The sequence below is a fragment of the Sphingobium sp. SG1 genome (assembly GCF_057063145.1).
On record NZ_JBVVOJ010000017.1, the window covers coordinates 45,226 to 69,236 of the forward strand.

Here is a 24,011-nt window from a genome sequence, read left to right on the forward strand (position 1 = left end):
TGCGGACAGGGCGCCGCTTTCCCGTTGATCCGCGCGCCGCAGGGCTATGTCTCTTGTCCCTGGCGCTTTGCACTGCCGGCACTGCGTTCGCGCAGGCGGCCCAGCCTGCGCCTGATCCCGCTGCCGATCCCGCCAGCCCGCCGGTCGATCCCTCCGCATCGCTCGATGCCATGCCCGACATCGGCATCGACTGGCCCGACATGGGCCAGCCCGATACGGTCGCCCCACTGCCGGAGGATCCGGTTGCGGCCAGCGAACCCGACACCCCCGACGAGCTGGCGCAGCAGGCCGACGCCGCCGCCGATACCGGCCCGGCCGAGGAGGTCGTCACCTTCACCGACGCCGGGGAGGAGCGCAAATATGGCGTCACCCTGCGCGGTATCGAGGCGATCGGCGACAATCAGATCACGACCCGCTTCGACAGTCTCTCGGTGCTGCACCAGTCGGAGGGGAAGGCCGCCAACCTTGCCCAGATCAACCGCCGGGTGAAGGAAGACAGCGACCTGCTCGACCGGCTGCTGCGCGCCGATGGCTATTATGCCGCGCGGGTGCGCGGCAGCGTCGCGCCGCCGCCGGCCGGCAGCGACAAGCTGTCCGTCATCTTCGATGTCACGCCGGGGCCGCTTTATGTCCTCGACACGGTGGAGATTGCCGGCCTCGCCGAAACCGGCCCGCGGGAGGAGACGCTGCGCGGCGCCTTCACGATGAAGTCGGGCGATCCGATCAACGCCGACCGCATCCTTGCGGGCCAGACCGCGCTGGCGACGGCGCTGGGCGAAAATGGCTATCCCTTTGCCAGGGTGGACGAACCCGAAGTGCGGATCGACCATGAAGCGCGCAATGGCGATCTCGACATCATCGTCACGCCCGGCGGCTATCGCAGCTTCGGCCAGATATTGCTCGACAATGATGATGTGTTCAGCGCCCGCCATCTCCAGCGCATGGCCCGGTTCGAACCCGGCGAAACCTACCGCGCCACCGATGTGGAGGATCTGCGCCGCGCCATCGTCACCACCGGCCTCGTCTCGTCCGTCACGCTGACGCCGAAGGATGCGGGCGATGGCGAACATGTCGACCTGGATGTAGATCTGCGCCCGGCGCCGATGCGCACCATTGCGGGCGAACTGGGCTATGGCACGGGCGAAGGCTATCGCGCGGAAGTCAGCTGGCAGCATCGCAATCTCTTCCCGCCCGAAGGGTCGCTCACCCTGCGCGGCGTGCTCGGCACCCAGGAACAGACGGCGCAGGCGACCTATCGCCGCAACAATTTCCGCGAGCGCGACCATGTGCTGACGGGCCTCGTCTCCTACAGCAATATCCGCCGCGACGCCTATGACGCGCGCACCATCACCTTGTCGGGCGGGCTGGAGCGGCAGACCAACATCCTGTTCCAGAAGCATTGGGTCTGGCGCGTCGGCGCCGAACTCATCGCCTCGGACGAAGCGGACGCCTTTTCCGGCGGCAGCCGCCGTACCTTCTTCATCGGCGCGGTGCCGCTCAGCCTGACCTATGATGGCAGCGACGACCTGCTCAACCCCAGCAAGGGTTTCCGCCTCGGCGGCCGCCTCAGCCCCGAACTCTCCTTTCAGGGTTCGACGTTCGGCTATGCCAAGGCGCAGGTCGACGCCAGCGCCTATCAGCCGATCAATGATCGTGTCGTGCTCGCCGGGCGCACCCGGCTTGGCACCATCCTCGGCTCCACCGTCGATCGCATCGCGCCGTCGCGGCGTTTCTATGCCGGCGGCGGCGCGTCGGTGCGCGGCTATGGCTATCAGGCGATCGGCCCGCGCTACGGCCCGGACGATGATCCGGTCGGCGGCAAGAGCCTCATCGAATTTTCGGCCGAGGCGCGCATCCGCTTCGGCAATTTCGGCGTCGTCCCCTTCCTCGACGCGGGCAATATCTCCACCACCTTCCTGCCGCGCTTCCGCGACCTGCGCGTCGGCACCGGGCTGGGCGTGCGCTATTATAGCAGCTTCGGCCCGATCCGCGTCGATGTCGGCACGCCGATCAATCCGCAGCCGGGCGATGCCAAGGTCGCCGTCTATGTCTCGCTGGGGCAGGCCTTCTGATGGCCATGCCGCCGCCCGATAGCCAGCCGCCCGTGCCGCCGCCACCCGCAGCGCCGCCGCGCCGCCGTGCCTGGGACGGGCGCTGGCAGCGCTGGCTGGCGGGCGCACTGGCGCTCGCGCTGCTGGTCGTGGTGGCGACGCTGGCCTGGCTCGACAGCGCGCCCGGCCACCGCTTCCTCGTCTCGCGCATCGCCGCCGTCAGCCCGCCCTCGGGCCTGCGCATCCATGTCGACCGGATCGAGGGCAGCATCTATCGCAAGGCGGTGCTGCGCGGCCTCGTCCTGTCCGATCCCAAGGGCCGCTTCTTCGACGCGCCGCGGGTGGAACTGGACTGGTGGCCCTTCGCCTGGCTCTCCAACCGGCTCGACATCGATCGGCTGGTGATCCCGCAGGCGACCCTGCACAAACTGCCAAAGCTCAATCCCAGCGAGCGGCAGGGGCCGATCCTGCCGGGCTTCGACATCCGTCTGATGCAATTCTCGGTCGATCGGCTGACGGTCGCGCCCGCCGTCACTGGCAAGGTCGAACTGGCGACCCTGTCGGGTGATGCGGACATTCGCGGCGGCCGTGCGATCATCGACCTGTCGGCCCGCGTCATCGGCGCGGAGGATGCGCTGAACCTCACGCTCGACAGCCGACCCGACGATGACCGGTTCAACCTGGCGGTCACCGTCAATGCGCCCAGGGGCGGCGTGCTGGCGGCGATGGCCGGCCTCAATCAGGACGGCAATCTGCGCATCAGCGGCAAGGGCCGCTGGACCCGATGGGATGGGCGCCTCGCCGCCACCCTGGCCGGCAATCCCGTCGCCGACCTGAAACTCGGTGCGCGCAGCGGCGCCTACACGATCCAGGGCACGATCGAGGGCAGCGCCATTCCCGGCAAGGGCCTGCTGCCGCGCCTCGCCTCACCGCGCCTGACCATCGGCGCCCAGGGCACGCTCGCCGACCGGGTGGTCGATGGCAGGCTCACGCTGCGCTCGGCCGCGATCGACATGGTCGCCGACGGCGCCATCGACCTGCGCAACAACGCCTTCGACAATCTGCGCGTCGACATGAACCTCGCCCGGCCCGAAGCGCTGCTCAAGGATATGCGCGGCCGCGACGTGGTGGCGAAGGTCCGGCTCGATGGTCCGTTCGCCGGCTTCGGCTATGAATATCTGCTCACCGCGCGCCAGCTCGCCTTCGGCAAAACCCAGATCAACGATGTCCGCATCGACGGCAAGGGGCGCCAGGCGAAAAGCGGGCCGATCCTGCTGCCGGTCCGGCTGCGCGCCCGCAGTCTTGACGGGCAGGGCGATCTGGTCGCCGGCATCGTCCGCAATTTCGCGCTCGACGGCGTGCTGCAACTCAAGGGGCAGCAGATCGTCAGCAACCCCATGCCCTTCCGGTCGGACCGCCTGAACGGCAAGCTGCTGGTCATGGCCGACCTCAAGAGCGGCCGCTATGATGTCGGCATCGACGGCCGGATCAGCGGTCTCTTCATCCGCGGTCTCGGCATCGTCGATCTGGAGTCGAAACTGCGTGCGGCCCCCGGCGCCAATGGCGCCTTCGGCCTGTCGGGCAATGCCGTGGCCAAGGTCCGCCGGCTCGACAATGCCTTTCTCAAGGGGCTGGGCGGCGGCCTGCCCACGGTCCGCAGCGCGCTCGCCCTGCTGCCCGGCGGCGAGATCGGCTTCTCCAACATGAAGCTCGACGCGCCGCTCATCAGCCTCAATGCCAAGGGCGTGCGCCACCGCGACGGCACCGTCCATCTCGAAGGCAATGGCAGCCACAAGCAATATGGCCCGGTCAATGTCGTGCTCGATGGCAAGATCGACCGGCCGATCGTCCATGTCCAGCTGGCGCGGCCGATGGATGCGCTCGGCCTGCGCGATGTGCGCGGCGAATTTCTGCCCGGTGCCGACGGCAATTACAGCTTCACTGCCAATGGCGGATCGACGCTCGGCCCGTTCACCGGGGAAGGCCGCATCTTGCTGCCGCCCGGCGGTCAGGCGGTGGTCCGCGTCGCGCGCATCGCGGTCTCGGGCGTCACCGCCAGCGGCGACATCCGCCCGGTCACCGGCGGGCTGGACGGCCAGTTGCTGGTCGCCGGCCCGGTCAGCGGCACGATAGGCTTCCAGCCGGTCGGCGGCATCCAGCAGTTGAAGCTCGATCTCGACGCCAATGATGCCAGCTTCGACGGCCCTTCGACCATCGCCGTGCGGCGCGGCTCGCTCGACGCCACCATCCTGCTCGATCCCGACGGCACCTCGATCAACGCCACCGCCCAGGCACGCGGGCTGCGCGTCGGCGGCATGCTGCTCGGCCGGCTCGACGCCACCGCCGCGCTGGTCGACGGGCGCGGCAAGGTCTCGGGCAATCTCTCGGGCCAGCGCGGCCGCCTGTTCGACCTCAAGGGCGAGGCGCAGGTCGATCTCGACCGCGTCCGCCTGTCGGCCAGCGGCACGATCGACAAGCGGCCGATCCGCCTGACCCGCGCGGCGCTCTTCACCCGAGCCGAGGATGGCTGGCGCCTTTCGCCCGCGACCATCAGCTATGCCGGCGGCACGCTGCAACTGGCGGGCGAACTGGGCGGCGAAACCACCCGGATCGAGGCGCGCGCGCAGAAGATGCCGCTCGCCCTGCTCGACATCGCCTATGACAATCTGGGGCTGGGCGGCATGGCCACCGGCACCTTGAGTTACAGCCGTCCGCGCGGCGGCCTGCCGACCGGCAAGGCGGAACTGCGCATCCGTGGCCTGTCCCGCTCGGGCCTGTCCCTCAGTTCCCGCCCGGTCGATGTCGGCGTCAACGCCGTGCTGACCCTCGACCGGCTCGCCACCCGCATGGTCTTCGTCGCCGATGGCCAGACCATTGGCCGTGGCCAGGCGCTGCTCACCCCGCTCATTTCGACCGGCAGCCTGGTCGAACGGCTCAACGGTGCGCCGCTGATCGCGCAACTCCGCTTCAACGGCACCGCCGACACGCTCTGGCGCCTCACTGGCGTTGAGATTGTCGACATTGCCGGCCCGGTCAGCGTCACCGCCGACGCGCATGGCACGCTTGCCGATCCGGTCATCACCGGTTCGCTCGCGACCGACAATGCCGCGCTCAACAGCCCGGTCACCGGCATGCGCCTGCGCAACGTCAAGGCGCGCGCCCGTTTCGCCGGGGCGCAACTGGTCTTCTCCAGCTTCACCGCCAATGCCCAGAATGGCGGCAGCGTGACCGGCACCGGCAATTTCACCTTCAACGGCATTGGCGGCGTCGGCATGGACCTCGCCTTCCAGGCGGACAATGCCGCGCTGCTGGAGCGTGACGATATCGCCGCCACCGTCACCGGCCCGCTCACCATCCGCTCCGACGGCAAGGGCGGCGAGATTGGCGGCGACGTCACCCTCAACAGGAGCCGCTTCACCATGGGCCGCGCCGCCGCCGTCGCCCAAATCCCCGAACTCAAGGTGATCGAGATCAATCGGCGCGGCGAGGAGATCGAACGCCCCCGCGCGGCCGAGCCCTGGACCATGGCGGTCAAGGCGCGGGCGCGCAATCGCCTGACCGTGACCGGCCTTGGCCTCGACAGCGAATGGCGCGCCGATCTCAACATTGGCGGCACCGTCACCAATCCGGCGATCGCTGGCCGGGCCGAACTGGTGCGCGGCAATTATGAATTTGCCGGCCGCCGCTTCGAACTGCGCGAGGGGCGCATCCAGTTCGACGGCAAGACCCCGGTTAACCCGACCCTCGACATCGATGCGGAGGCGGACGTCAGCGACCTCACCGCCACCATCCATGTCGGCGGCACCGGCCTCAAGCCCGACATCAGCTTCAACTCCGTGCCCTCGCTGCCGCAGGACGAACTGCTCTCGCGCATCCTGTTCGGCACCTCGATCACCAACCTGTCCGCGCCCGAAGCGCTCCAGCTCGCCTCGGCGGTCGGCTCGCTCCAGGGCGAGGGCGGGCTTGATCCGATCAATGCGGTGCGCAAGGCGGCGGGCCTGGATCGTCTGCGCATCATCGCGGCCGATCCGACCCAGGGGCAGGGCACCTCGCTCGCCGCCGGCAAATATCTGACCCGCAAGACCTATGTCGAACTGATCAGCGACGGGCAGGGCTATAGCGCCACCCGGATGGAATATCAGGTGACACGCTGGCTGTCCCTGCTAGGCGCCATTTCCACCCTCGGCCGCCAGAGCGCCAACCTGCGTATTTCCAAGGATTATTGACGTGACCAAATCGCGCATCGACAGCGCCGCCGCGATCAGCGTGATGGATCTGTTCACCATCGGCATCGGCCCGTCCAGCTCGCACACGGTCGGGCCGATGCGCGCCGCGCTGATGTTCATGGATACGCTGCCGACCTGTCCGGTGCGGGTGCAGTGCGAACTTTATGGCTCGCTGGCGCTGACCGGCCGGGGCCATGCCACCGACAGCGCGATCCTGCTCGGCCTGTCGGGTCACAGCCCCGAAAATGTCGATCCCGATGCCATCCCCGCCATTCTTCAGGCGATCCGCGACGATGGCCGCATTCGCGCCGGCAGCACCCATCTCGACTGGGTGCCGTTCGAGGAAGCGCGCGACCTGGTCTTCCGCATGGGCGAATTTCTGGAGGCGCACAGCAACGGCATGCGCTTCACCGCCTGGTTGCCGGGCCGGGACGATCCGCTGGTGCGCGATTATTATTCGATCGGCGGCGGCGCGGTGCTGCCTGGCGCCATTCCCGCCGATCCGGATATTCCGCTCGGCCATAATGTCGTCCAGCCCTTTCCTTTCTCGTCCGGCGCCGAACTGCTGGCTCAGGGGGAGGCGACCGGCCTCAGCATCGCCACGCTGGTTCTCCGCAACGAGGGCGCCTGGCGCGCCCAGGGAGAGACCGAGGCCTTCCTCGACAGCGTGATCGACGCCATGTCCGCCTCGATCGATCGCGGCCTGAAAGAAGAGGGCCTGCTGCCCGGCGGGCTCAAGGTGCGCCGCCGGGCCAAGGCGATCCATAACAAGCTGCGGTTGCAGGGCGCCAGCGTCGGCCCCGCCCAGATCTTCGAATGGGTCAGCCTGTTCGCGCTGGCGGTGAATGAGGAAAATGCCGCCGGCGGCCGGGTCGTCACCGCACCCACCAACGGCGCGGCCGGCGTGATCCCGGCGGTGCTTCATTATTATCGCCGCTTCGTCCCCGGCGCCGATCGGGAAGGGGAGCGCCGCTTCCTCCTTACCACCGCCGCCATGGGCTTCCTCTACAAGAAGCGCGCCTCTATCTCGGCCGCCGAAATGGGCTGCCAGGGCGAAGTCGGCGTCGCCTGCTCGATGGCGGCGGCGGGCCTCGCCGCCGTGCTGGGCGGCACCAACAGCCAGGTCGAAAATGCAGCCGAGATCGGCATGGAACATAATCTGGGCCTCACCTGCGATCCGATCGGCGGCCTCGTCCAGATCCCCTGCATCGAACGCAACACCATGGGCGCGGTGAAGGCGATCAACGCCGCCTATCTCGCCCTCCAGGGTGATGGCCGCCATATCGTCAGCCTCGACGCAGTGATTGAGACGATGCGCCAGACCGGTGAGGATATGGCCAGCCGCTACAAGGAGACATCGCTTGGCGGCCTGGCCGTCAATGTCGTGGAATGCTGAAGGAAGGCCGCCTCATTTCGTCGCTCCCGGCCCACGGGAACGCGCCGAACTGAGCGGCTTTCGTGGCATTAATGCCACATTATCAGCTGTTTATCTGAGGTTCATGAAACAAATATGACCGCTCCGGCTTGAGCGTCTCACCCCCAAGGGGAAGAGAAAGACAACGGAGTGATGTTTATGCGTAAGTTGATGGTCGCCACTTTGCTGGCCGGTGGTGCAGTCGCCGCGCCGGCGCTCGCACAGGATGCCACCCCGACCTTCACCGGCCCGCGTGTCGAAGCAATCCTGGGCTATGACCATACCGGGGCCGGCAGCTCGATCGACAATGACAATGGCAGCGACGATCAGAAGATCGACGGCCTGCTCTATGGTGTCGGCGCGGGTTATGACGTGAATGTCGGCGGCGCCGTCGTCGGCGTCGAGGGCGAGTTCACCGACTCCACCGCCAAGAGCAGCCGCAACGACTTCACCGACCAGTTCGGCTATGGCCGCGTCAAGCAGGGCCGCGATCTCTATATCGGTGCCCGTGCCGGTATCCTCGCCGATCCCTCGACCCTCATCTATGTGAAGGGCGGCTACACCAACACCAAGCTGGGCGTGCTGGCCGGCGACACCAATCAGGTCACCGACACCTCGTTCAAGCTCGACGGCTGGCGCGTCGGCGGCGGCGTGGAGCGGGCGCTCAACGCCAACACCTTCGCCAAGATCGAATATCGCTACTCCAAATATGACAGCGCCCATATCGACTTCATGGATGGCTCGACCAGCAGCGAATTCGACGTCGACACCGACCGCCATCAGGTCGTCGCCTCGGTCGGCTGGCGCTTCTAAGACGTCAGAACATCCTCCCCATCCGTTCGCTTCGAGCGAAGTCGAGAAGTGCGATGCACAGGCGTTTCTCGACAAGCTCGAAACGAACGGGGCAGGGGGCGTTCGATACAGAAAACAGGGGGCCGGTCACCGATCGGCCCCTTTTTTGCAGCATCCGCCCATAGCCTCTATCAGCCGCCCTGCGGGGATGTTACTTACATGGTTGTGAGTAACGCGATTCCCCACCTGTACCCGGTTGGCATCCAGCCCGACGACATCGACTTCATGGGTCATGTCAACAATGCCAGCTATCTGAAGTGGGTGCAGGATGCCGTGCTCGACCATTGGCGCGCGCTCGCCCCGGCCGAGGCGGTGGCCCAGCATCTCTGGGTCGCGCTCAAGCATGAGATCACCTATCGCAAGCCCACCTTCCTGGATGATGAGGTGATCGCCACCGTCCTCCTCGAAAAGGTGCAGGGCGCCCGTGCCTTCTACGAAACCGTCATCCGCCGTGGCGAGGAAGTGCTGGCCGAGGTCAAGTCGAGCTGGTGCTGCGTCGATGCCTCCACTCTGCGTCCGGCCCGCATCGCCCGCGAAGTGATGCAGCATTTCTTCGCGCCCGACGACAGCGGCGCCAGTGCCGACTGATCCCATTATGTGAATGGCAGGGTTGCAGCGTGGGAACGCGCTTGACCCATGCCCGGATGTTTGCATTAGTCCGACAAATAAAGGGCCGGTGACGGGCGGCGAAGCGCGCCGTCCGCTGCGGTCCTGTCGGCGAAGCGCGTCTGTCGATCATCATGCGCTCGCCCGATGAATGAGGGAGAGGGCGTTGATGCGGTGGCAGTCGGGAATGACATATCTGGGGTTTGGCCTGCTGCTGGGCAGCGCGACCATGGCGATCGCGGCCCCCGCCACGCCGCCGCGCCAGCTCGATATCGTCAAGCGCATCGCCAAGGCCAAGCCGGAAGCGAAGGACGAGGCCAGCGCCCGGACGTCCTACCTCCTCGTCTATTTCAAGGACGAGACCCACTCGCTGCATTTTGCGACCTCGGCGGACGGCTACAGCTTCACCGACGTCAATGATGGTGCGCCGGTCCTCAATGGCCGCAACGTCGCCGAACAGAAGGGCATCCGCGATCCCTATATCATGCGCGGTCCGGACAATGCCTTCTACCTCGCCATGACCGACCTGCATATTTTTGCCAAGCGCGAAGGGCTGCGCGATACCGACTGGCAGCGGCCGACCGACAGCTATGGCTGGGGCAATAACCGCTCGATGCTCTTCATGAAATCCTATGATCTCACCCATTGGACGCTCGCGTCCGTGACCATAGATCAGCTGTTCAAGTCGACCGCCAATGCCGGCACCGCCTGGGCGCCGGAAATGATCTATGATCCCGACAAGCGCAAGATCATGGTCTATTTCAGCACCCGCAACGGCAAGGAGACCGACCATATGGTCTATGCCTATGCGGACGACGCCTTCACCACGCTGACCAGCGAACCGCGCGACCTGTTCACCTATCCCAAGCCCGGCATCGGCACGATCGACGGCGACATCACCAAGGTTGGCGACCGCTACCGCCTCTTCTATGTCGCGCATGACAAGCCCGGCCATCTGCGTCAGGCGACCTCATCGCGCATGGATGGCGGCTATGTCTTCGATCCGGCCAAGATCGATCCGGAAACGGTCGGCACCGAAGCGCCCAACCTGTGGCGGCGCCACGGCACCGACACCTATGTGCTGATGTATGATGTGTTCGGCGCCAAGCCGGTCAACAATATGGGTTTTTCCGAGACGGAGGATTTCGTCCATTTTCGCGACATCGGCCATTTCAACGCACCGGGATCGCCGATGAAGGCGACCAACTTCACCCAGCCCAAGCACGGCGCCGTCATCCCGATCACCCCGGCGGAAGCGGAGCGGCTGAAGACGTTCTTCCAGAAATAAGGGGCAGGGGAGGATCGTACCGGATCGGCTGAACGCCACCGATGCGATCCACCATCCCTACAGCGTCGCTTCGATCGCGCGCGCCGCCTGATCGGGATCTTCGGCCTGGCTGATCGGGCGACCGATCACCAGCATCGACGCGCCCCGGTCCAGCGCCTCGCGCGGGGTCACGGCGCGCTTCTGGTCGCCCATCGCGCCGCCCGCCGGGCGCACGCCGGGCACGACGAAATAGCCGTCGGGCCAGATCTTCTTGACCAGCGCGACTTCCTCGCCGGAACAGACGATGCCGTCCAGGCCCGCGTCGCGCGCCAGTTCGGCGAGCCGCGTCACCTGCTCCTCGGCCGCGCCATTGATGCCGATGTCATTAAGGTCGCCATTGTCGAGGCTGGTGAGCACCGTCACCGCCACCACCTTGGTCTTGGTGCCGGCCGCCGCTTTCGCATCCTCCAGCATCGCCCGGCCGCCGGCCGCATGGACCGTCAGCACCGCCGGCTCCAGCCCGTGCAGCGCCTGCACCGCCTTGGCCACGGTATTGGGAATGTCGTGCAGCTTGAGGTCGAGGAAGATCGGCAGGCCGAACTTCATCATCTCATGCACGCCATGATGACCATTGGCGCAGAAGAACTCCAGCCCCAGCTTCAGCCCGCCGACATGGTTGCGGACCTGCCCGGCCAGATGCTGGGCCTTGGCAAGGTCGGGCGTGTCGATGGCGACATAGATCGGGCTGCTCATGCTTGTCCTGTAGGGGTAAGGGGCGACGGCGTGGCGTCGGGCAAGATCGGGGTTGTCACCGTCGCAGGCGTCGCCGGCGCGGCGGAAGCGGTTGCGGCGACCAGCGCACGCTCGGTGCTCTCCAGGCGGCGCTTCATGCGCCAGCGCGTCGCGCGGGCCATGATCCAGAAGGGCATGGCGCCCAGCAGGAATGCGCCGATCAGAAGCACCGGCAATTTGGTTTCCATCACCATGTCGCCCCACAGGCGCACGGTCACGGGGACATAGTTCGCCATGCAGAAGAAGGCGAGGGCGACGGCGATGACGACCCAGAAGGCAGTCCGCAGAAATTGCATCGGCGATCCTCTCGCTGCTGATAGGGCGGTCAGCCTAGGCGATTTTGGCGAAAGGCGAAAGCGCCTGTTCAGATTTCGCGGACGGCGACCATCATCGACAGACTTTGCGTGGTGCCGGGGGGCAGCATCGCCATGCCTTCAGGCCCGTTGATCGCGTCCGGCATATGGCTGACCGGCTCCAGGCAGAAGAAGTCGCCGGCGGGCGGGCGGAAGACATGCAGCCAGTCCGCGCCCTCAACCGTCAGCGTCAGGCGGATGCCGTCGCCGCGATCGACCACCGCCACATGATCCCAGCCGCCATGGACATTGTCGATCAGGCTGTCGCCGGTCACGCGCGCACCCTGCGACCAGTCGCTCAGCGCATCGGCCGGCACTTCCCGTTCGGGCAGCATGTCGGGGGAGGAGAGCCAGAGCGTGTCGGCGTGGAAGCGCAGCATCGTGTCGCCGTCCAGCGCGAAATAGGGGTGGAAGCCAAGGCCGCAGGGCATCGGGCTGTCGCCCAGATTCTGCACCAGCAGCGTGACCTCCAGCGCATCCTCGCTCAGCCGCACATGCTGCTGTGCGCGCCAGGCCCAGGGCCAGCCAGCATCGCCCTGATGTGTCTGTTCCAGCCTGACGTCATGGCCCGACTGTTCCAGCACCTGCCAGGGCCGCTGCCAGCCAAAGCCATGGATGCTGTGGGGATGATCGCCGAAATTGAGCGGCAACTGATAGCTTTGCCCGTCCACGCTATAGCGCCCATGGGCGATGCGGTTGGCATAGGGCACCAGCGGGAAGCTGGCCATGTCCAGCGGATCATGGCTGTCCTGCGGCGCGCGGCGCAGCAGGGCCACGCCGTCGCGATCGAAGGACAGGATCGATCCGCCGACATCCGGGGCGAGCGCGCAACTGAGCGCGCCCGCCTTCAGGGTGACGATCTTGCTCAGCCGACCATGTCCTCAAGCTCGCGGCCCTTGGTCTCATGGACCATGGCGCGCACGAAGAAGAAGGAAATGGCGGCAAACAGGGCATAGCCGGTATAGGTCACGACCAGGCCCGGCGACACGGCGAGCGAGGGGAAGCTGACCGAGATCGCGGCATTGGCGATCCACTGGGCAAAGCCGGCGACGGCCAGGCCCGAACCACGGATCTGGTTGGGGAACATCTCGCCCAGCATCACCCACATGATCGGACCCCAGCTCAGGTTGAAGAAGATCACGTAGAGGTTCGCCGCGATCAGCGCCATCAGGCCATTATGGCCCGGCAGCACCACGCCGCCATCCGCGCCGGTGACGGCGGTGGAGAAGGCATAGGCGACGATCGCCAGCGTCACCGCCATGCCGGCAGACCCGATCAGCAGCAGCGGCTTGCGGCCGATCTTGTCGACCAGCATGATCGTGCCCAGGCACGCGCCGATCGACAGCACGCCGGACAGGATGTTGATCTGCAGCGCATTATCCTCGGAAAAGCCGACGGCTTCCCACAGGGTGGCGCCATAATAGAAGACGACGTTGATGCCGACCAGCTGCTGGAACACGGCCAGACCAATGCCGGCCCAGACGATCGGGCGCACCTTGCCGCTGGCCTTGTCGATCAGGTCGCTCAGCTTGGGGCGGTGATGATCGGCGGCCAGGCTGGCGCGGATCTCGCCGACCTTGCGATTGGCTTCCTCGGCGCCGAACAGCTTGGTCAGGACCGCGCGGGCGCGTTCGTCCTGGCCGCGCGCGACCAGATAGCGGGGGCTTTCCGGGATCACCAGCAGCGCCAGGAAATAGATGGCGGCCGGGATCGCCTGCAGCCAGAACATCCAGCGCCAGGCCGGGAAGTCGAGCCACAAGGGCGCGGTCGAACCGCCGGCATAGCGGGCCAGCACGAAATTGGCGACGAAGGCGCCGGTGAGGCCGGAAATGATCATCACCTGCTGCACGCTCGACAGCCGGCCGCGGATCGAGGCGGGGGTGACTTCGGAAATATAGACCGGCGAGATGACGCTCGCGGCGCCGACGCCCAGGCCGCCGATGATGCGGGCGATGATGAAGATGGCGGAGGAACCGGCGGCACCGGCCAGCAGTGCGCTCACCAGAAACAGGATCGCCGCCAGCATCATCACGCCGCGACGGCCGATGATGTCGGCCATGCGGCCCGCGCCGAACGCGCCGATCGACGAACCGACCAGGATCGCGCCGACATTGACGCCGATGCCTAGCTTGCCTAGGTCGAAGGCGGCTTCCAGCCCCTTCTGGGTGCCGTTGATGACGCCCGAATCATAACCGAACATGAAACCGCCGATCGTGGCGACGGCCACGATCGCTGCGATGAAGGCCATGTTGATCTTCCCGGCGCTCCCCTCACTCATCTGCTTGTCCTTCCAGCTCTCTATTTCTTCTATATCGTGGCGACATGGCCCGGCAGCCCCGCGACGCCGGCGTCGAAGGCGAACAGATCGCCCGCAAGGGGCTGTTCTGTCAACGCTGTCACATCCAGTCCCTTGCGCGCCGTCGTGGCATAGGCCGTCATCAGGTCCGGGCCGCCAAAGGCGATCTTGGTGATGTTGGCGACGGGGAAGCGGATTTCCCGCATCAGCCGCCCGGCCGGGTCATAGCGGCGCACCGCCCATCCGCCGAACAGCCCGGTCCACAGACAGCCTTCGGCATCGACCGTGGGGCCGTCGGGATAGCCCGCGCCATCCTCGATCCGCGTGAACAGGGTGGCGGCGCCGGCGACGCCATCGGCATCGACCGGGCATTGCCAGATGGCGCGGCCCAGCGTGTCGGTATGATAAAGGATGCGCCCGTCGGGCGAGAGGGCAGGGCCGTTGGTGATCGACACGGCGGCCAGCCCGCTTTCGACCAGATCGCCGCGATGCAGGCGATAGAAACGGCCGCTTTCCTCTGCCTCGGCATCGTCCATCGACCCGAACCACAGGGCACCGCCGGGCGCCACCGTGGCGTCGTTCAGCCGGTTGCCCGGCCGATGCGCCTCGGGCGCGTGGAGCAGGGTGAAGGTGCCGCTCCTGGGATCGAAGCGATGCACGCCCGATTGCAGGCCGACCGCGAACAGGCCGTCGTCGGTCGGCACGATCCAGCCGACCTGGCCCGGCGTGGTCCAGCTCTTGGACACGTCCAGCGCCGGGTCGAAGCGGTGGATCGCATGGCCCTTGATGTCGACGAACCACAAGGCCGCCTCGCGTTCGACCCAGATCGGCCCTTCGCCGAGTATCGCCCCGACCGACAGGACGCTGCGCGGTGCGGCGTCGCTCATCTCAGCGCCAGCCGGCGTCGATGAAATAGTCATGGCCGGTGCAATAGCGCGCATCGTCCGACGACAGGAACATGGCCAGCGCGGCCACGTCGACCGGCAGGATGCGGCCGTCCAGGCACTGGGCCGCGACGATCTCGGCCTCGCCTTCGGGTGTGTACCATTTTTCCTGGCGCAGCGTCTTCACATTGCCCGGAATGATAGTGTTGACGCGGATATTGTCGCGGCCAAGGTCGCGGGCCAGGCTGCGCGTCAGCCCCTCGATCGCCGCCTTGGCGGTCTGGTAGAGGATGAGGTCGGGCAGGGCCAGGTGCCAGCTGATCGAGCCGAAGTTCAGGATCACGCCGCCGCCCGCGCGCTTCATCGCCGGGATCGCCGCCTGCGCCGCGAAGAACTGGTGGCGCAGATTGACCGCCATCCGCTCGTCCCAATAGGCCTGGGTCACATCCTCGATCGCATGGCGATCGTCATTGGCGGCGTTGTTGATCAGGATATCGATCCCGCCCAGTTCCGCCTCGACCCGCGCCATCATCGCCTGCAGCGCGTCGATGTCGCGCAGGTCGCAGGCGTGGAAGATCGGGGTGAAGGCACAGCCGCTCAGCCGTGCGGCCAGCGCCTCGCTCTCGGGGATGGCGATGTCGCAGAAGGCGACATGCGCGCCCTGCATCGCATAGGCTTCGACCAGCCCTTCGCCGATACCGCTGCCGCCGCCGCTGATGAAGACCCGCTTGCCCTTCAGGCTCGGGTAGATGGCGCGGCTCATGCAGTTTCTTTCTGGTCGATGGCCGAGAGCAGACCGCGCCCGGCAAGATTGGTCATCAGCGCGGTCAGGCCGAAGGTCCAGGGTGCGGCGTCCTTCGACGTCACCACCGGGTTGATCAGCTTGCCCAGGCGCGGGGTGGAGATGGCAACGATGTCACCGACCTTGTGCGTAAAGCCGCGGCCTTCCTCGTCACGGTCCTGCACGGGCGCGAACAGCGTGCCCAGGAACAGGGCGAAGCCATCGGGATATTGATGTTCCGACAGGGTCTGGCGCACCAGTTCCAGCGGATCACGGCTGATCTGGTCCATCCGGCTCGTGCCTTCGAGCATATAGCCTTCCGGCCCCTCGATGGTCAGGCCGACTTCGGCATTGCGCACATCGTCGATGGTGAAATCGCCGTCGAACAGGCGGACGAGCGGGCCGAGCGAGCAGGACGCATTATTGTCCTTCGCCTTGCCCAGCAGCAGGGCGGAGCGCCCTTCGAAATCGCGCAGGTTGACGTCATTGCCCAGCGTCGCGCCCACGGCCTGGCCATCGGCATTGACCAGCAGCACGACCTCTGGCTCGGGATTGTTCCAGGTGGAATCGGACCGGATGCCGATTTCCGCCATCGGGCCGACCGTCGCCAGCACCGGCGCCTTGGTGAACACTTCCGCGTCCGGGCCGATGGCGACTTCCAGATATTGCGACCACAGGCCGTCCTCGATCAACGCGGCCTTGAGCGCGGCGGCTTCCTCGGTGCCCGGCACCACGGAGCGGATCGATCCGCCCACCCGCTCTTCCAGGCGACCACGGATTTCGGCGGCAGCGCCGGCATCGCCGCGCGCCCGTTCCTCGATCACGCGCTCCAGCGCCGACAGGGCAAAGGTCACGCCGCATGCCTTGACGCATTGCAGGTCGACCGGGCTCAGCAGGGCCGCTTCGATCGCGTCCAGATCGCCGATTTTCTCGCCATCGGTGGCGGCGACGAAGGGCAGCTTCTCGACCAGCTGGGCGCTGGTCGGCGCGATCGCGCTCATGTCGTAAACGATGCCCTGCGACACCAGGATCGGGCTCGGGCCCGCGTTCGTCTGGATGCGGCCCAGGAAAAGCCCGGTCCGCCAGTCATGCGGCAGACAGTCAAGCAAGGCGGTATCCCCCGGCATCATCTTCTCCTATGCACCTGGTTGTTGATTGATAGCGCTACCAACATGGAAGGGCGGTGCAAGTCAAGACCCCCTGATGAAAATCGCTCGCAGCGGCGGGGCGTCGGGGCTTTGCTGGCCGCGGGGCAGGCGTCATGGCGTGCGCATGGCACGGCGAATTTCCGGCCTTGCCGCTACGTCAGCCCTTTTCAGTCCCGCCGGGCTGCGGCATAGAAGGGGGACTATGAAGAAGAACCAAGAGAGCGTGCCGGACGCCGGCGCAGAAGCCCTCCAGCCAGAGGATAATGCCCCCGATCTCGCCGATGCGGCGCGCAAGTCCGCTGGAAAGGCCGTGTGGATGGGTACTGCCGTGGGCATCGGCTCGGCCGCGATCGTCGCTGCCCTGCTCTATACCAAGAAGCGTCGCTGAACCCGTCGGGGCCTCTTCCCGGCCCCGCGGCCATCCGCCATCAAAAAAAGGAGGCGGCATGTTCTGTGACATGCCGCCCCGGTGCGACCCGCTTGGGGTTCTGTATTTTCCCTGCCTTCGTGACGGGAAGGGAAATATTTATGCGCCCGCGCTGCCGCTCAGATAGCTGATCAGTTCGGGCTTGCTGACCGATATGCTCTTGTCGGCATCGGCAGTGGTGAAGGCGCCGCTAGCCCAGGCGGTGACTTCGGCCGGCGGCAGCGTCTTGCCGGTGGCCTTCATCTCCTGATCCTTGAGGGCCACCATCCAGCGCGAAAACTCGCCCTGATCCAGCTGTCCATCCTTGTTCGTGTCATAGGCCGGGAATTCCGACTCGACGATCGCGGCGACCGAATTGGCCGGGTTTGCCGGCTGCGCCGCCTGCGGTTCGGCCGGGCTCGCGGGCGCGGCCGGCTGTGCGGCCTGCGCTGCCGGATCGGCCGGCGCGGCTTGCTGCGCCAATGCGGGCGCTGCGACCAGCATGGCGCTCGTCAGAAGCAAGGTGCGGATCATGGCGACATCCTTTATATCATTGAAACGCGCAGGGCCTGCATTGGGCGCCTGCTTTGGCTTCATGCCTTAATTGCCATCACATAATACATGAAGACTAGGAAAAGTTCCTGAACATCGGTTCATCTACGCATTTGGACTTATGAAATGCTTCGGTTCGACTGTCTTTGCTTGGATAATTGCGGCCGGATGAGGCGCGCGCGGGGCAGGGGAGCCTCCTCAATTGCCCCAAAGGGCGCGGGCTGCTAGGCGGCGCGGCAATATCCACCCTCCAGCCGCAGGATTCGCCCATGGTCCCCCGCTATTCCCGTCCCGCAATGACCGCCCTCTGGGAGCCGGAAGCCCGCTTCAAGATCTGGTTCGAGATCGAGGCGCACGCGACCGAGAAGCTGGGCGAACTGGGCGTCGTCCCGCCGTCGGCCGCCAAGGCGCTGTGGGACTGGTGGGCCACCAACCCCGCGATCGACGTGCCCGCGATCGACGCGATCGAGGCCGTCACCAAGCATGACGTCATCGCCTTTCTGACCTGGGTCGCCGAACAGGTGGGCGACGAAGCCCGCTTCATGCACCAGGGCATGACCAGCTCGGACGTGCTCGACACCTGCCTGGCCGTGCAGCTCACCCGCGCCGCCGACCTGCTGATCGAGGATCTCGACAAGCTGCTCGACGTCATCAAGCGTCGCGCCTTCGAGCATAAGCTGACCCCGACCATCGGCCGCAGCCACGGCATCCATGCCGAACCGGTCACCTTCGGCCTCAAGATGGCCGAAGCCTATGCCGAATTTTCGCGCTGTAAGACCCGCCTGGTCGCGGCCCGCGAGGAAGTCGCCACCTGCGCCATCTCGGGCGCGGTCGGCACCTTCGCCAATATCGATCCACGCGTCGAGGAACATGTGGCGCAAAAGCTCGGCCTCGCGATCGAGCCGGTCTCGACCCAGGTGATCCCGCGCGATCGCCACGCCATGTTCTTCGCGACGCTGGGCGTCATCGCCAGCTCGATCGAGCGCCTCGCCGTCGAGGTCCGCCACCTGCAGCGCACCGAAGTGCTGGAGGCCGAGGAATATTTCTCGCCCGGCCAGAAGGGCTCGTCGGCGATGCCGCACAAGCGCAACCCGGTCCTCACCGAAAACCTCACCGGCCTCGCCCGCATGGTGCGCAGCTATGCGCTGCCCGCCATGGAAAATGTGGCGCTCTGGCATGAGCGTGACATCTCGCACTCCTCGGTCGAGCGCTATATCGGCCCCGACGCGACCATCACCCTCGACTTCGCGCTCGGCCGCCTGACCGGCGTGATCGACAAGCTGCTCGTCTACCCCGAGCGGATGATGAAGAATCTCGACAAGATGGGTGGCCTGGTCCACTCGCAGCGCGTGCTGCTGGCCCTGACCCAGGCCGGCGTCAGCCGCGAAGACAGCTATCGCTACGTCCAGCGCAACGCGATGAAGGTCTGGGAATCCGATGGCCAGCTCTCGCTGCTCGAACTGCTCAAGGCCGACGAAGACGTCGCCAAGGCATTGAGCGCGCAGGAAATCGAGGACAAGTTCAACCTCGACTATCACTTCCGCCAGGTCGACACCATCTTCGCCCGCGTCTTCGGCGAAGCCTGACCCCGCGCACGGCCAGCGCCGCGCGACAGTAAAGAAAAGGGCGCCCGACCACCCGGTCCGGCGCCCTTTTTCGTCCCTGCGAGCATGGCGAAGTCATGACGAAAACGGATTTTGACCGCTGACGACCAAGAGGTGCCCTCACCATCGTCGTCATCCCGGACTTGATCCGGGATCCCCATCCGTCGTAGCGCAGAATGGCTCCTGACTTTCGTCAGGATGACGCTAACGGGGATCGGCGGGTTGATACATTCTTCCGCCCCCATCCCGACCATTGCATGGGCGCCGAAACAGCCCCCGCCGCGCAGTCGATCTCAGGCGGCCAGGCGCAGGAAGGGCACCGGTTCGGTCGAGCGCAGCAGGATCGGCTTGCCTTCCGACGCGCGGAAGATTTCGCCGTCCAGGATCACGCTGCTCTGCGCACCCTCGATGCGGATCGTGTCGCCCTGCTCCAGATGGATGCCCTGCATCTGCTGCTTGCCCATCCGGCGGAAGACGCTGGCCCAGACCAGGCGCAGCAGCGCCGACACGCTCTGGTCGACCGCCATCAGCTTCATGTTGCCACGGCGGCTGTCACCCGGATCGACGCCCAGCAGCAGCCGCTCCAGCGTGGTCACGATCAGGACCGAGAAGCGCCCCGCCAACTGCCCCTCGCGCATCAGCGAGATGCTGACCGGGTGGCTAGATTGTGGCAGGAATCGGGCACGAATACCGAAAACCAGCGACGCCAGCACGGCGAGCGCGGTCAGGAAATGGCTGAATCCGTTGGACAGGCCCAGCGGATAGATCTTGTCCCGGCAATAGAGGATATAATCGGCCAGGCCCGCACCGCCCAGGAACATGCCCAGCACCGGACGGGTCGTCTGCCCGTCGGTCAGCGCGATCAGTTCGCGCTGCACGACATGGTCGCCCAGCCCCGACTTGGCGATCTCGACGATCCGCTCCAGCGCCTTGATCGGGTCGCCATGGATGCCCAGGTCCAGCGCAATCAGGTTGGTCTTGCCATTGGGCAGCACCGCGATCGGCGGCACCCGACCGCAGAAATGCTCGCCCTGATAGAGTTCGGTCAGCGCCGCCTGCACCGTCCCGTCGCCGCCATTGATGACGATGACGGCCGGATCGACCCGCGCAATCGTCTGCAGCGCGCGGCCGATCTGGTCGACATGCTCGACTTCATAATGGAAGATGTCCGGGTTGTTGGCACAATAGCTGCGCACGCGCGGCAGGGTCTGCCGGTTGCCCGTGGACTTGGGATTGGACAGGAGCGCGACGCGAACCATGACGACCTTACATATATTTGAGGTTGATGGTGATCCGGGTCACGCCCGGTCCAGCATAGAAGGCGGCCTTGTCGACCGACGGCTTGCCCAGATTGAAGATGTTGATCGACGGATTATTCGAAAAGCCGCCGCCATCCCGCGAAATGTCGGTCTTGCCATTGCCGTCGCGGTCATGCCGCACGGCGATGCCATATTTGCCCGGCTCCGGGATCGGCATGCAGAATCGCATACCGCCTTCGGACGGGCGGACCACGGTGTCGATCCGGTTCAGCCATTCGCCCTTGGTCAGCCAACTCGCCTTGGTGGCGTGATAGGACTGCATGCGCACGCGGCCGGTCGCCTCGGCAAAGCCGCGCACATCGACCAGCACCGCCGGCCCCTTGGCCGACGCGGCGCAACGGGACAGATCGTTCGTGATTTCCTGACCATGGGCCAAGGCAGGCGTTGCGGCCAACAGAACCGCCACCGGCATCAGACCCATTGCAACTTTCAACATGACCATCAGACTCCTGGAAGCTATAGCCGCCCGATGTGATCGGACGGCGAGCCCCTGTTCGCCCCGCGACTCTTTTATTAGCTGACTCGCATATGGGCGGGGTTTGCGGCCAAAACATGGTGATGGGACGACGACATAGAGAAATGCTGACTGCCATCGACCGATATCTCGCCCGCCTGATCGCGCTGCCATTGCTTGGCACGCTGGTGATCGCCGCGATGCTGCTGGTGCTCGACAAGATGTTGAGCCTGTTCGATTTTGTCGCGGCCGAAGGCGGCCCCGTCAGCGTCGTGTGGCGCATGCTCGCCAACATGCTGCCCGAATATCTCTCGCTCGGCATTCCGATCGGGCTGATGCTCGGCATCCTGCTCGCCTTCCGCAAGCTTGCCACCTCGTCCGAACTCGACGTGATGCGCGCCGTCGGCCTCTCCTATGGCCGGCTGCTGCGCGTCCCCTACATGTTCGCCTTCGCCCTCGCCCTGCTCAACCTCGGCATTGTCGGCTGGGTCCAGCCCTTGTCCCGCCATGCCTATGAGGCGCTGCGCTTCGAACTGCGCTCGGGCGCGCTGGGCGCGTCGATCAAGGTCGGCGAGTTCACCAGCCTGGGCAAGCGCATGACCCTGCGGATCGAACGCAGCCTGGACGAAGGACGCAACCTGCGCGGCATCTTCGTCCGCGCCGTCGGCAAGGATGGCCAGTCGGTCGCGGTCACGGCTGCCCAGGGCGCCTTCCTCGCCACCGACGATCCCGACACCATCATCTTCCGCCTGCGCGACGGCGTGCTGGTGAACGATGCACCCAAATACAAGACACCGCGCATCCTCTCCTTCTCCAGCCACGATCTGCCGATCGACCTGCCGCAGATCGAGAATTTCCGCGGCCGCGACGTCGACCGGGAAAAGACCCTGCCCGAACTCTTCTCGATGGGGCGTGATCCCGCCACGCCGACCAAGCTGCGCAACGAGGTCCGCTCCAACTTCCACTTCCGCATGGTCGAAGTGGTGATGATGATGCTGCTGCCGATGGCCGCGCTCGCCTTCGCGATCCCGCCCAAGCGCTCGACCTCGGCGCTCGGCGTGTTCCTCTCGATCGTCTTCATCGTCACCTATCACAAGATCAACCAATATGGCGAAAGCATCGGCTCGCTGGGCAAGATCGATCCGATCATCGCGCTATGGGGGCCGTTCCTGCTGGCGTCCGGGCTGATCTTCTGGATGTATCATGTCATCGCCCACCGTCCCGGCGGACAGCCGATCGCGGCGCTGGAATATGCCTTCGCCAAGCTCGGCAAGCAGATCGGCCGCCTGCTGCGCTTCGTGACGCGGCGTGGCGAGCCGGCGCAAGGAGCAGCCTGACCCCATGCAGTTCGATTTCTTCCCCTCGCGCCAGGTCAGCTGGTACATGGTGCGGCTGTTCCTGACCCGCACGCTCGCCGTGCTGGCGATGCTGGTGGTCGTGCTGCAGATGCTCGACCTGCTCGGCAATTCGGGCGACATCCTCGCCTATCCGGGCAATGGCGATGCACAGCTCTGGCATTATGTCGGCCTGCGCGCACCCCAGATCGTGGCCCGCTTCCTGCCCTTCTCGGTGCTGCTCGGCACCCTCATCATGCTGGCGACGCTCAACCAGAATAGCGAAATCATCGCGATGAAGGCGGCGGGCCTCTCCGCCCAGCAGATCCTCGCCCCGCTGATCGCCGCCGCACTCGGCGTCTCGGTCCTCAGCTACGCCTTCAACGAACGGATCGTCGCCCGCTCGACCGCGATGCTCAGCGCCTGGCAGGCGGTCGACTTCGGCCCGGTGCCCGCGGACAGCGGCATCAAGACCAATCCCTGGGTGCGTGACGGCAATAATCTCGTCACCGCGGCGATCGTCGCGGGCCATGGCCAGGACGTGCAGCTGCGCAAGGTCGAGATCTTCAACCGCATCAACAACAGCCTCACCACCATCATTACCGCGCCCAAGGGCCATTATGACGCCGCCAGCAAGAGCTGGGTGCTGGAAGGTGCGCGCCAGTTCGACGTCGCCCGCGGCACGCTCCAGAATGTCGGCACCGTGCGCTTCGGCAGCGACATCCGTCCCGACCAGTTCACCTTGGCCAAGGTCGATCCCGACGCCCTGACCTTCAGCGAGTTGCAGGCGGCGATCGGCGACCTGCACGATGCCGGGCGGCCGACCGCCGAACTGGAAGGCAGCCTGTGGCACAAGCTGTCCGGGCCGCTCTCGGCCGTGCTGATGCCGATCCTCGGCTCCGTCGCCGCCTTCGGCCTCGCCCGCTCGGGTCAGCTCTTCCTGCGCGCGGTGATGGGCATGGCGCTGGGCTTCGCCTATTTCGTCGCCGACAATTTCTCGCTCGCCATGGGCAATCTGGGCGCCTACCCCCCGATCCTCGCCGCCTGGGCGCCCTTCCTCCTCTTCCTGCTGCTCGGCGAGACGGTGCTGTTCAGAACCGAGGAATAGCGAGTCCTTGGCTGATCGACGAATAGGGATGGTCAGGAAACTGTTCCTTATCCCGTCACCCCAGCGACGGCTGGCATATGGACTCACGTTTGAAGTGCAACATGTGATTGGCATTGAGAGAATGCCTCGGCGGGCGTTTTGAAGTCGAGGCATTTCCTTGGCGTGTGGTTATATTGGTGAGCAGCAGCGAGAATGCTTGCCTGATCGTAAGCGCCAAAACCTCCCCACATTTTCGTAGCTGCTGATCTGTCTATGTTTTGCCCCTCATCCGAGGGGTATCGTAGTGGCTGATGATGTAAGAACATTCGAAACAGGTTTCGAAAGGCAGGAGGGCCAGCGGCCCTCGCGTATGGATGTCATTCCAGCGGGACCGGCGCGTCGTCGCTGGTCGGCCGAGGCCAAGGCGCGGATCATCGCGTCGAGTTTTGAGCCCGGCGCCAACATCGCAGAAATCGCACGGACGCATGGGTTACTGCCGCAGCAGCTTTATGCGTGGCGGCATGACAGCATTCCGGGCAAGCGCCTGGCCAGCAAGAAGCTGGGTTTCGTTCCGGCGGTGGTTGA

21 protein-coding genes are annotated in these 24,011 nt (G+C 65.8%); 11 read left to right on the plus strand and 10 right to left on the minus strand.

All coding sequences use genetic code 11. The features are described 5' to 3' along the window. The first annotated feature begins 53 nt into the window (after positions 1-53). From AC0KVN_RS23405 to AC0KVN_RS23430, 6 genes are all read left to right on the plus strand, one after another. Positions 54-2,072: an autotransporter assembly complex protein TamA gene (locus AC0KVN_RS23405; protein ID WP_435567435.1), complete on the plus strand. Its 2,019-nt coding sequence runs from the start codon at positions 54-56 to the stop codon at positions 2,070-2,072. Continuing rightward, positions 2,072-6,277, plus strand: a complete 4,206-nt coding sequence (locus tag AC0KVN_RS23410) for a translocation/assembly module TamB domain-containing protein (RefSeq protein WP_435567436.1) — start codon at positions 2,072-2,074, stop codon at positions 6,275-6,277. The genes AC0KVN_RS23405 and AC0KVN_RS23410 overlap by 1 nt, the downstream gene beginning before the upstream one ends. Position 6,278: 1 nt before the next feature. Continuing rightward, positions 6,279-7,673 (plus strand): L-serine ammonia-lyase, encoded by a 1,395-nt coding sequence (locus AC0KVN_RS23415; protein ID WP_435567437.1) that lies wholly within the window; start codon positions 6,279-6,281, stop codon positions 7,671-7,673. Between the two features lie 177 nt (positions 7,674-7,850). Then, positions 7,851-8,504 (plus strand): outer membrane protein, encoded by a 654-nt coding sequence (locus AC0KVN_RS23420; RefSeq protein ID WP_004211411.1) that lies wholly within the window; start codon positions 7,851-7,853, stop codon positions 8,502-8,504. 198 nt (positions 8,505-8,702) lie between these two features. Continuing rightward, positions 8,703-9,131, plus strand: a complete 429-nt coding sequence (locus AC0KVN_RS23425; protein ID WP_063141064.1) for an acyl-CoA thioesterase — start codon at positions 8,703-8,705, stop codon at positions 9,129-9,131. A gap of 205 nt (positions 9,132-9,336) precedes the next feature. Continuing rightward, positions 9,337-10,437 carry a glycoside hydrolase family 43 protein gene (locus AC0KVN_RS23430; RefSeq protein WP_435567438.1) on the plus strand — a complete coding sequence of 367 codons (1,101 nt, stop codon included), beginning with the start codon at positions 9,337-9,339 and terminating at the stop codon, positions 10,435-10,437. A 57-nt stretch (positions 10,438-10,494) separates the two neighbouring features. Here the strand turns inward: AC0KVN_RS23430 and pyrF are convergent, their stop codons facing one another. From pyrF to AC0KVN_RS23465, 7 genes are all read right to left on the minus strand, one after another. Next, positions 10,495-11,169, minus strand: coding sequence for an orotidine-5'-phosphate decarboxylase (pyrF, locus tag AC0KVN_RS23435; RefSeq protein ID WP_435567439.1), 675 nt, complete (start codon positions 11,167-11,169; stop codon positions 10,495-10,497). Next, on the minus strand, positions 11,166-11,504 hold the full coding sequence (locus AC0KVN_RS23440) for a lipopolysaccharide assembly protein LapA domain-containing protein (protein ID WP_010337958.1): 339 nt from the start codon (positions 11,502-11,504) through the stop codon (positions 11,166-11,168). The genes pyrF and AC0KVN_RS23440 overlap by 4 nt, the downstream gene beginning before the upstream one ends. A 68-nt stretch (positions 11,505-11,572) precedes the next feature. Further along, complete coding sequence (locus AC0KVN_RS23445; RefSeq protein ID WP_483656413.1) at positions 11,573-12,430, minus strand: aldose 1-epimerase; 858 nt, start codon at positions 12,428-12,430, stop codon at positions 11,573-11,575. Continuing rightward, a complete protein-coding gene (locus AC0KVN_RS23450; protein WP_435567440.1) occupies positions 12,427-13,839 on the minus strand; it encodes a sugar porter family MFS transporter in 1,413 nt (470 codons plus the stop codon). Before AC0KVN_RS23450 ends, AC0KVN_RS23445 begins: the two co-directional genes overlap by 4 nt. A gap of 29 nt (positions 13,840-13,868) precedes the next feature. Continuing rightward, on the minus strand, positions 13,869-14,744 hold the full coding sequence (locus AC0KVN_RS23455) for an SMP-30/gluconolactonase/LRE family protein (protein WP_483656411.1): 876 nt from the start codon (positions 14,742-14,744) through the stop codon (positions 13,869-13,871). A 1-nt stretch (position 14,745) separates the two neighbouring features. Next, a complete protein-coding gene (xylB, locus tag AC0KVN_RS23460; RefSeq protein ID WP_037507575.1) occupies positions 14,746-15,504 on the minus strand; it encodes a D-xylose 1-dehydrogenase in 759 nt (252 codons plus the stop codon). Beyond that, complete coding sequence (locus AC0KVN_RS23465) at positions 15,501-16,649, minus strand: fumarylacetoacetate hydrolase family protein (RefSeq protein ID WP_435567447.1); 1,149 nt, start codon at positions 16,647-16,649, stop codon at positions 15,501-15,503. Before AC0KVN_RS23465 ends, xylB begins: the two co-directional genes overlap by 4 nt. Before the next feature lie 223 nt (positions 16,650-16,872). On the opposite strand from AC0KVN_RS23465, the gene AC0KVN_RS23470 reads away from it, so the two are divergent. Beyond that, complete coding sequence (locus tag AC0KVN_RS23470; protein WP_004211421.1) at positions 16,873-17,058, plus strand: hypothetical protein; 186 nt, start codon at positions 16,873-16,875, stop codon at positions 17,056-17,058. 138 nt (positions 17,059-17,196) lie between these two features. Here the strand turns inward: AC0KVN_RS23470 and AC0KVN_RS23475 are convergent, their stop codons facing one another. Then, complete coding sequence (locus AC0KVN_RS23475; protein WP_026109251.1) at positions 17,197-17,610, minus strand: EF-hand domain-containing protein; 414 nt, start codon at positions 17,608-17,610, stop codon at positions 17,197-17,199. 287 nt (positions 17,611-17,897) lie between these two features. On the opposite strand from AC0KVN_RS23475, the gene purB reads away from it, so the two are divergent. Further along, a complete protein-coding gene (purB, locus tag AC0KVN_RS23480; RefSeq protein WP_048937364.1) occupies positions 17,898-19,214 on the plus strand; it encodes an adenylosuccinate lyase in 1,317 nt (438 codons plus the stop codon). A 311-nt stretch (positions 19,215-19,525) separates the two neighbouring features. Here purB and AC0KVN_RS23485 read toward each other — a convergent pair whose 3' ends face one another. Then, on the minus strand, positions 19,526-20,491 hold the full coding sequence (locus tag AC0KVN_RS23485; RefSeq protein ID WP_004211028.1) for an acylglycerol kinase family protein: 966 nt from the start codon (positions 20,489-20,491) through the stop codon (positions 19,526-19,528). Positions 20,492-20,498: 7 nt separating this feature from the next. Further along, the gene (locus tag AC0KVN_RS23490; RefSeq protein ID WP_010337967.1) at positions 20,499-20,993 is read right to left on the minus strand and encodes a DUF2141 domain-containing protein; all 495 of its coding nucleotides are present in this window, start codon (positions 20,991-20,993) and stop codon (positions 20,499-20,501) included. Between the two features lie 137 nt (positions 20,994-21,130). On the opposite strand from AC0KVN_RS23490, the gene lptF reads away from it, so the two are divergent. From lptF to AC0KVN_RS23505, 3 genes are all read left to right on the plus strand, one after another. Continuing rightward, positions 21,131-22,342 carry an LPS export ABC transporter permease LptF gene (lptF, locus tag AC0KVN_RS23495; protein ID WP_004211025.1) on the plus strand — a complete coding sequence of 404 codons (1,212 nt, stop codon included), beginning with the start codon at positions 21,131-21,133 and terminating at the stop codon, positions 22,340-22,342. Positions 22,343-22,346: 4 nt separating this feature from the next. Continuing rightward, positions 22,347-23,447, plus strand: a complete 1,101-nt coding sequence (gene lptG / locus AC0KVN_RS23500) for an LPS export ABC transporter permease LptG (RefSeq protein WP_004211023.1) — start codon at positions 22,347-22,349, stop codon at positions 23,445-23,447. Positions 23,448-23,796: 349 nt separating this feature from the next. Further along, positions 23,797-24,011: transposase (locus AC0KVN_RS23505; RefSeq protein WP_483656412.1), on the plus strand; the 215-nt coding region annotated here is incomplete at its 3' end.

Bases quoted from the DNA above. Each gene is read 5' to 3' on its own strand.
- AC0KVN_RS23410 (WP_435567436.1), top strand. From the start codon at position 2,072: ATGGCCATGCCGCCGCCCGATAGCCAGCCGCCCGTGCCGCCGCCACCC.
- AC0KVN_RS23420 (WP_004211411.1), top strand. From the start codon at position 7,851: ATGCGTAAGTTGATGGTCGCCACTTTGCTGGCCGGTGGTGCAGTCGCC.
- AC0KVN_RS23425 (WP_063141064.1), top strand. From the start codon at position 8,703: ATGGTTGTGAGTAACGCGATTCCCCACCTGTACCCGGTTGGCATCCAG.
- AC0KVN_RS23430 (WP_435567438.1), top strand. From the start codon at position 9,337: ATGACATATCTGGGGTTTGGCCTGCTGCTGGGCAGCGCGACCATGGCG.
- pyrF (WP_435567439.1), bottom strand. From the start codon at position 11,169: ATGAGCAGCCCGATCTATGTCGCCATCGACACGCCCGACCTTGCCAAG.
- AC0KVN_RS23440 (WP_010337958.1), bottom strand. From the start codon at position 11,504: ATGCAATTTCTGCGGACTGCCTTCTGGGTCGTCATCGCCGTCGCCCTC.
- AC0KVN_RS23450 (WP_435567440.1), bottom strand. From the start codon at position 13,839: ATGAGTGAGGGGAGCGCCGGGAAGATCAACATGGCCTTCATCGCAGCG.
- AC0KVN_RS23455 (WP_483656411.1), bottom strand. From the start codon at position 14,744: ATGAGCGACGCCGCACCGCGCAGCGTCCTGTCGGTCGGGGCGATACTC.
- xylB (WP_037507575.1), bottom strand. From the start codon at position 15,504: ATGAGCCGCGCCATCTACCCGAGCCTGAAGGGCAAGCGGGTCTTCATC.
- AC0KVN_RS23465 (WP_435567447.1), bottom strand. From the start codon at position 16,649: ATGCCGGGGGATACCGCCTTGCTTGACTGTCTGCCGCATGACTGGCGG.
- AC0KVN_RS23470 (WP_004211421.1), top strand. From the start codon at position 16,873: ATGAAGAAGAACCAAGAGAGCGTGCCGGACGCCGGCGCAGAAGCCCTC.
- AC0KVN_RS23475 (WP_026109251.1), bottom strand. From the start codon at position 17,610: ATGATCCGCACCTTGCTTCTGACGAGCGCCATGCTGGTCGCAGCGCCC.
- purB (WP_048937364.1), top strand. From the start codon at position 17,898: ATGGTCCCCCGCTATTCCCGTCCCGCAATGACCGCCCTCTGGGAGCCG.
- AC0KVN_RS23485 (WP_004211028.1), bottom strand. From the start codon at position 20,491: ATGGTTCGCGTCGCGCTCCTGTCCAATCCCAAGTCCACGGGCAACCGG.
- AC0KVN_RS23490 (WP_010337967.1), bottom strand. From the start codon at position 20,993: ATGGTCATGTTGAAAGTTGCAATGGGTCTGATGCCGGTGGCGGTTCTG.
- lptF (WP_004211025.1), top strand. From the start codon at position 21,131: ATGCTGACTGCCATCGACCGATATCTCGCCCGCCTGATCGCGCTGCCA.
- lptG (WP_004211023.1), top strand. From the start codon at position 22,347: ATGCAGTTCGATTTCTTCCCCTCGCGCCAGGTCAGCTGGTACATGGTG.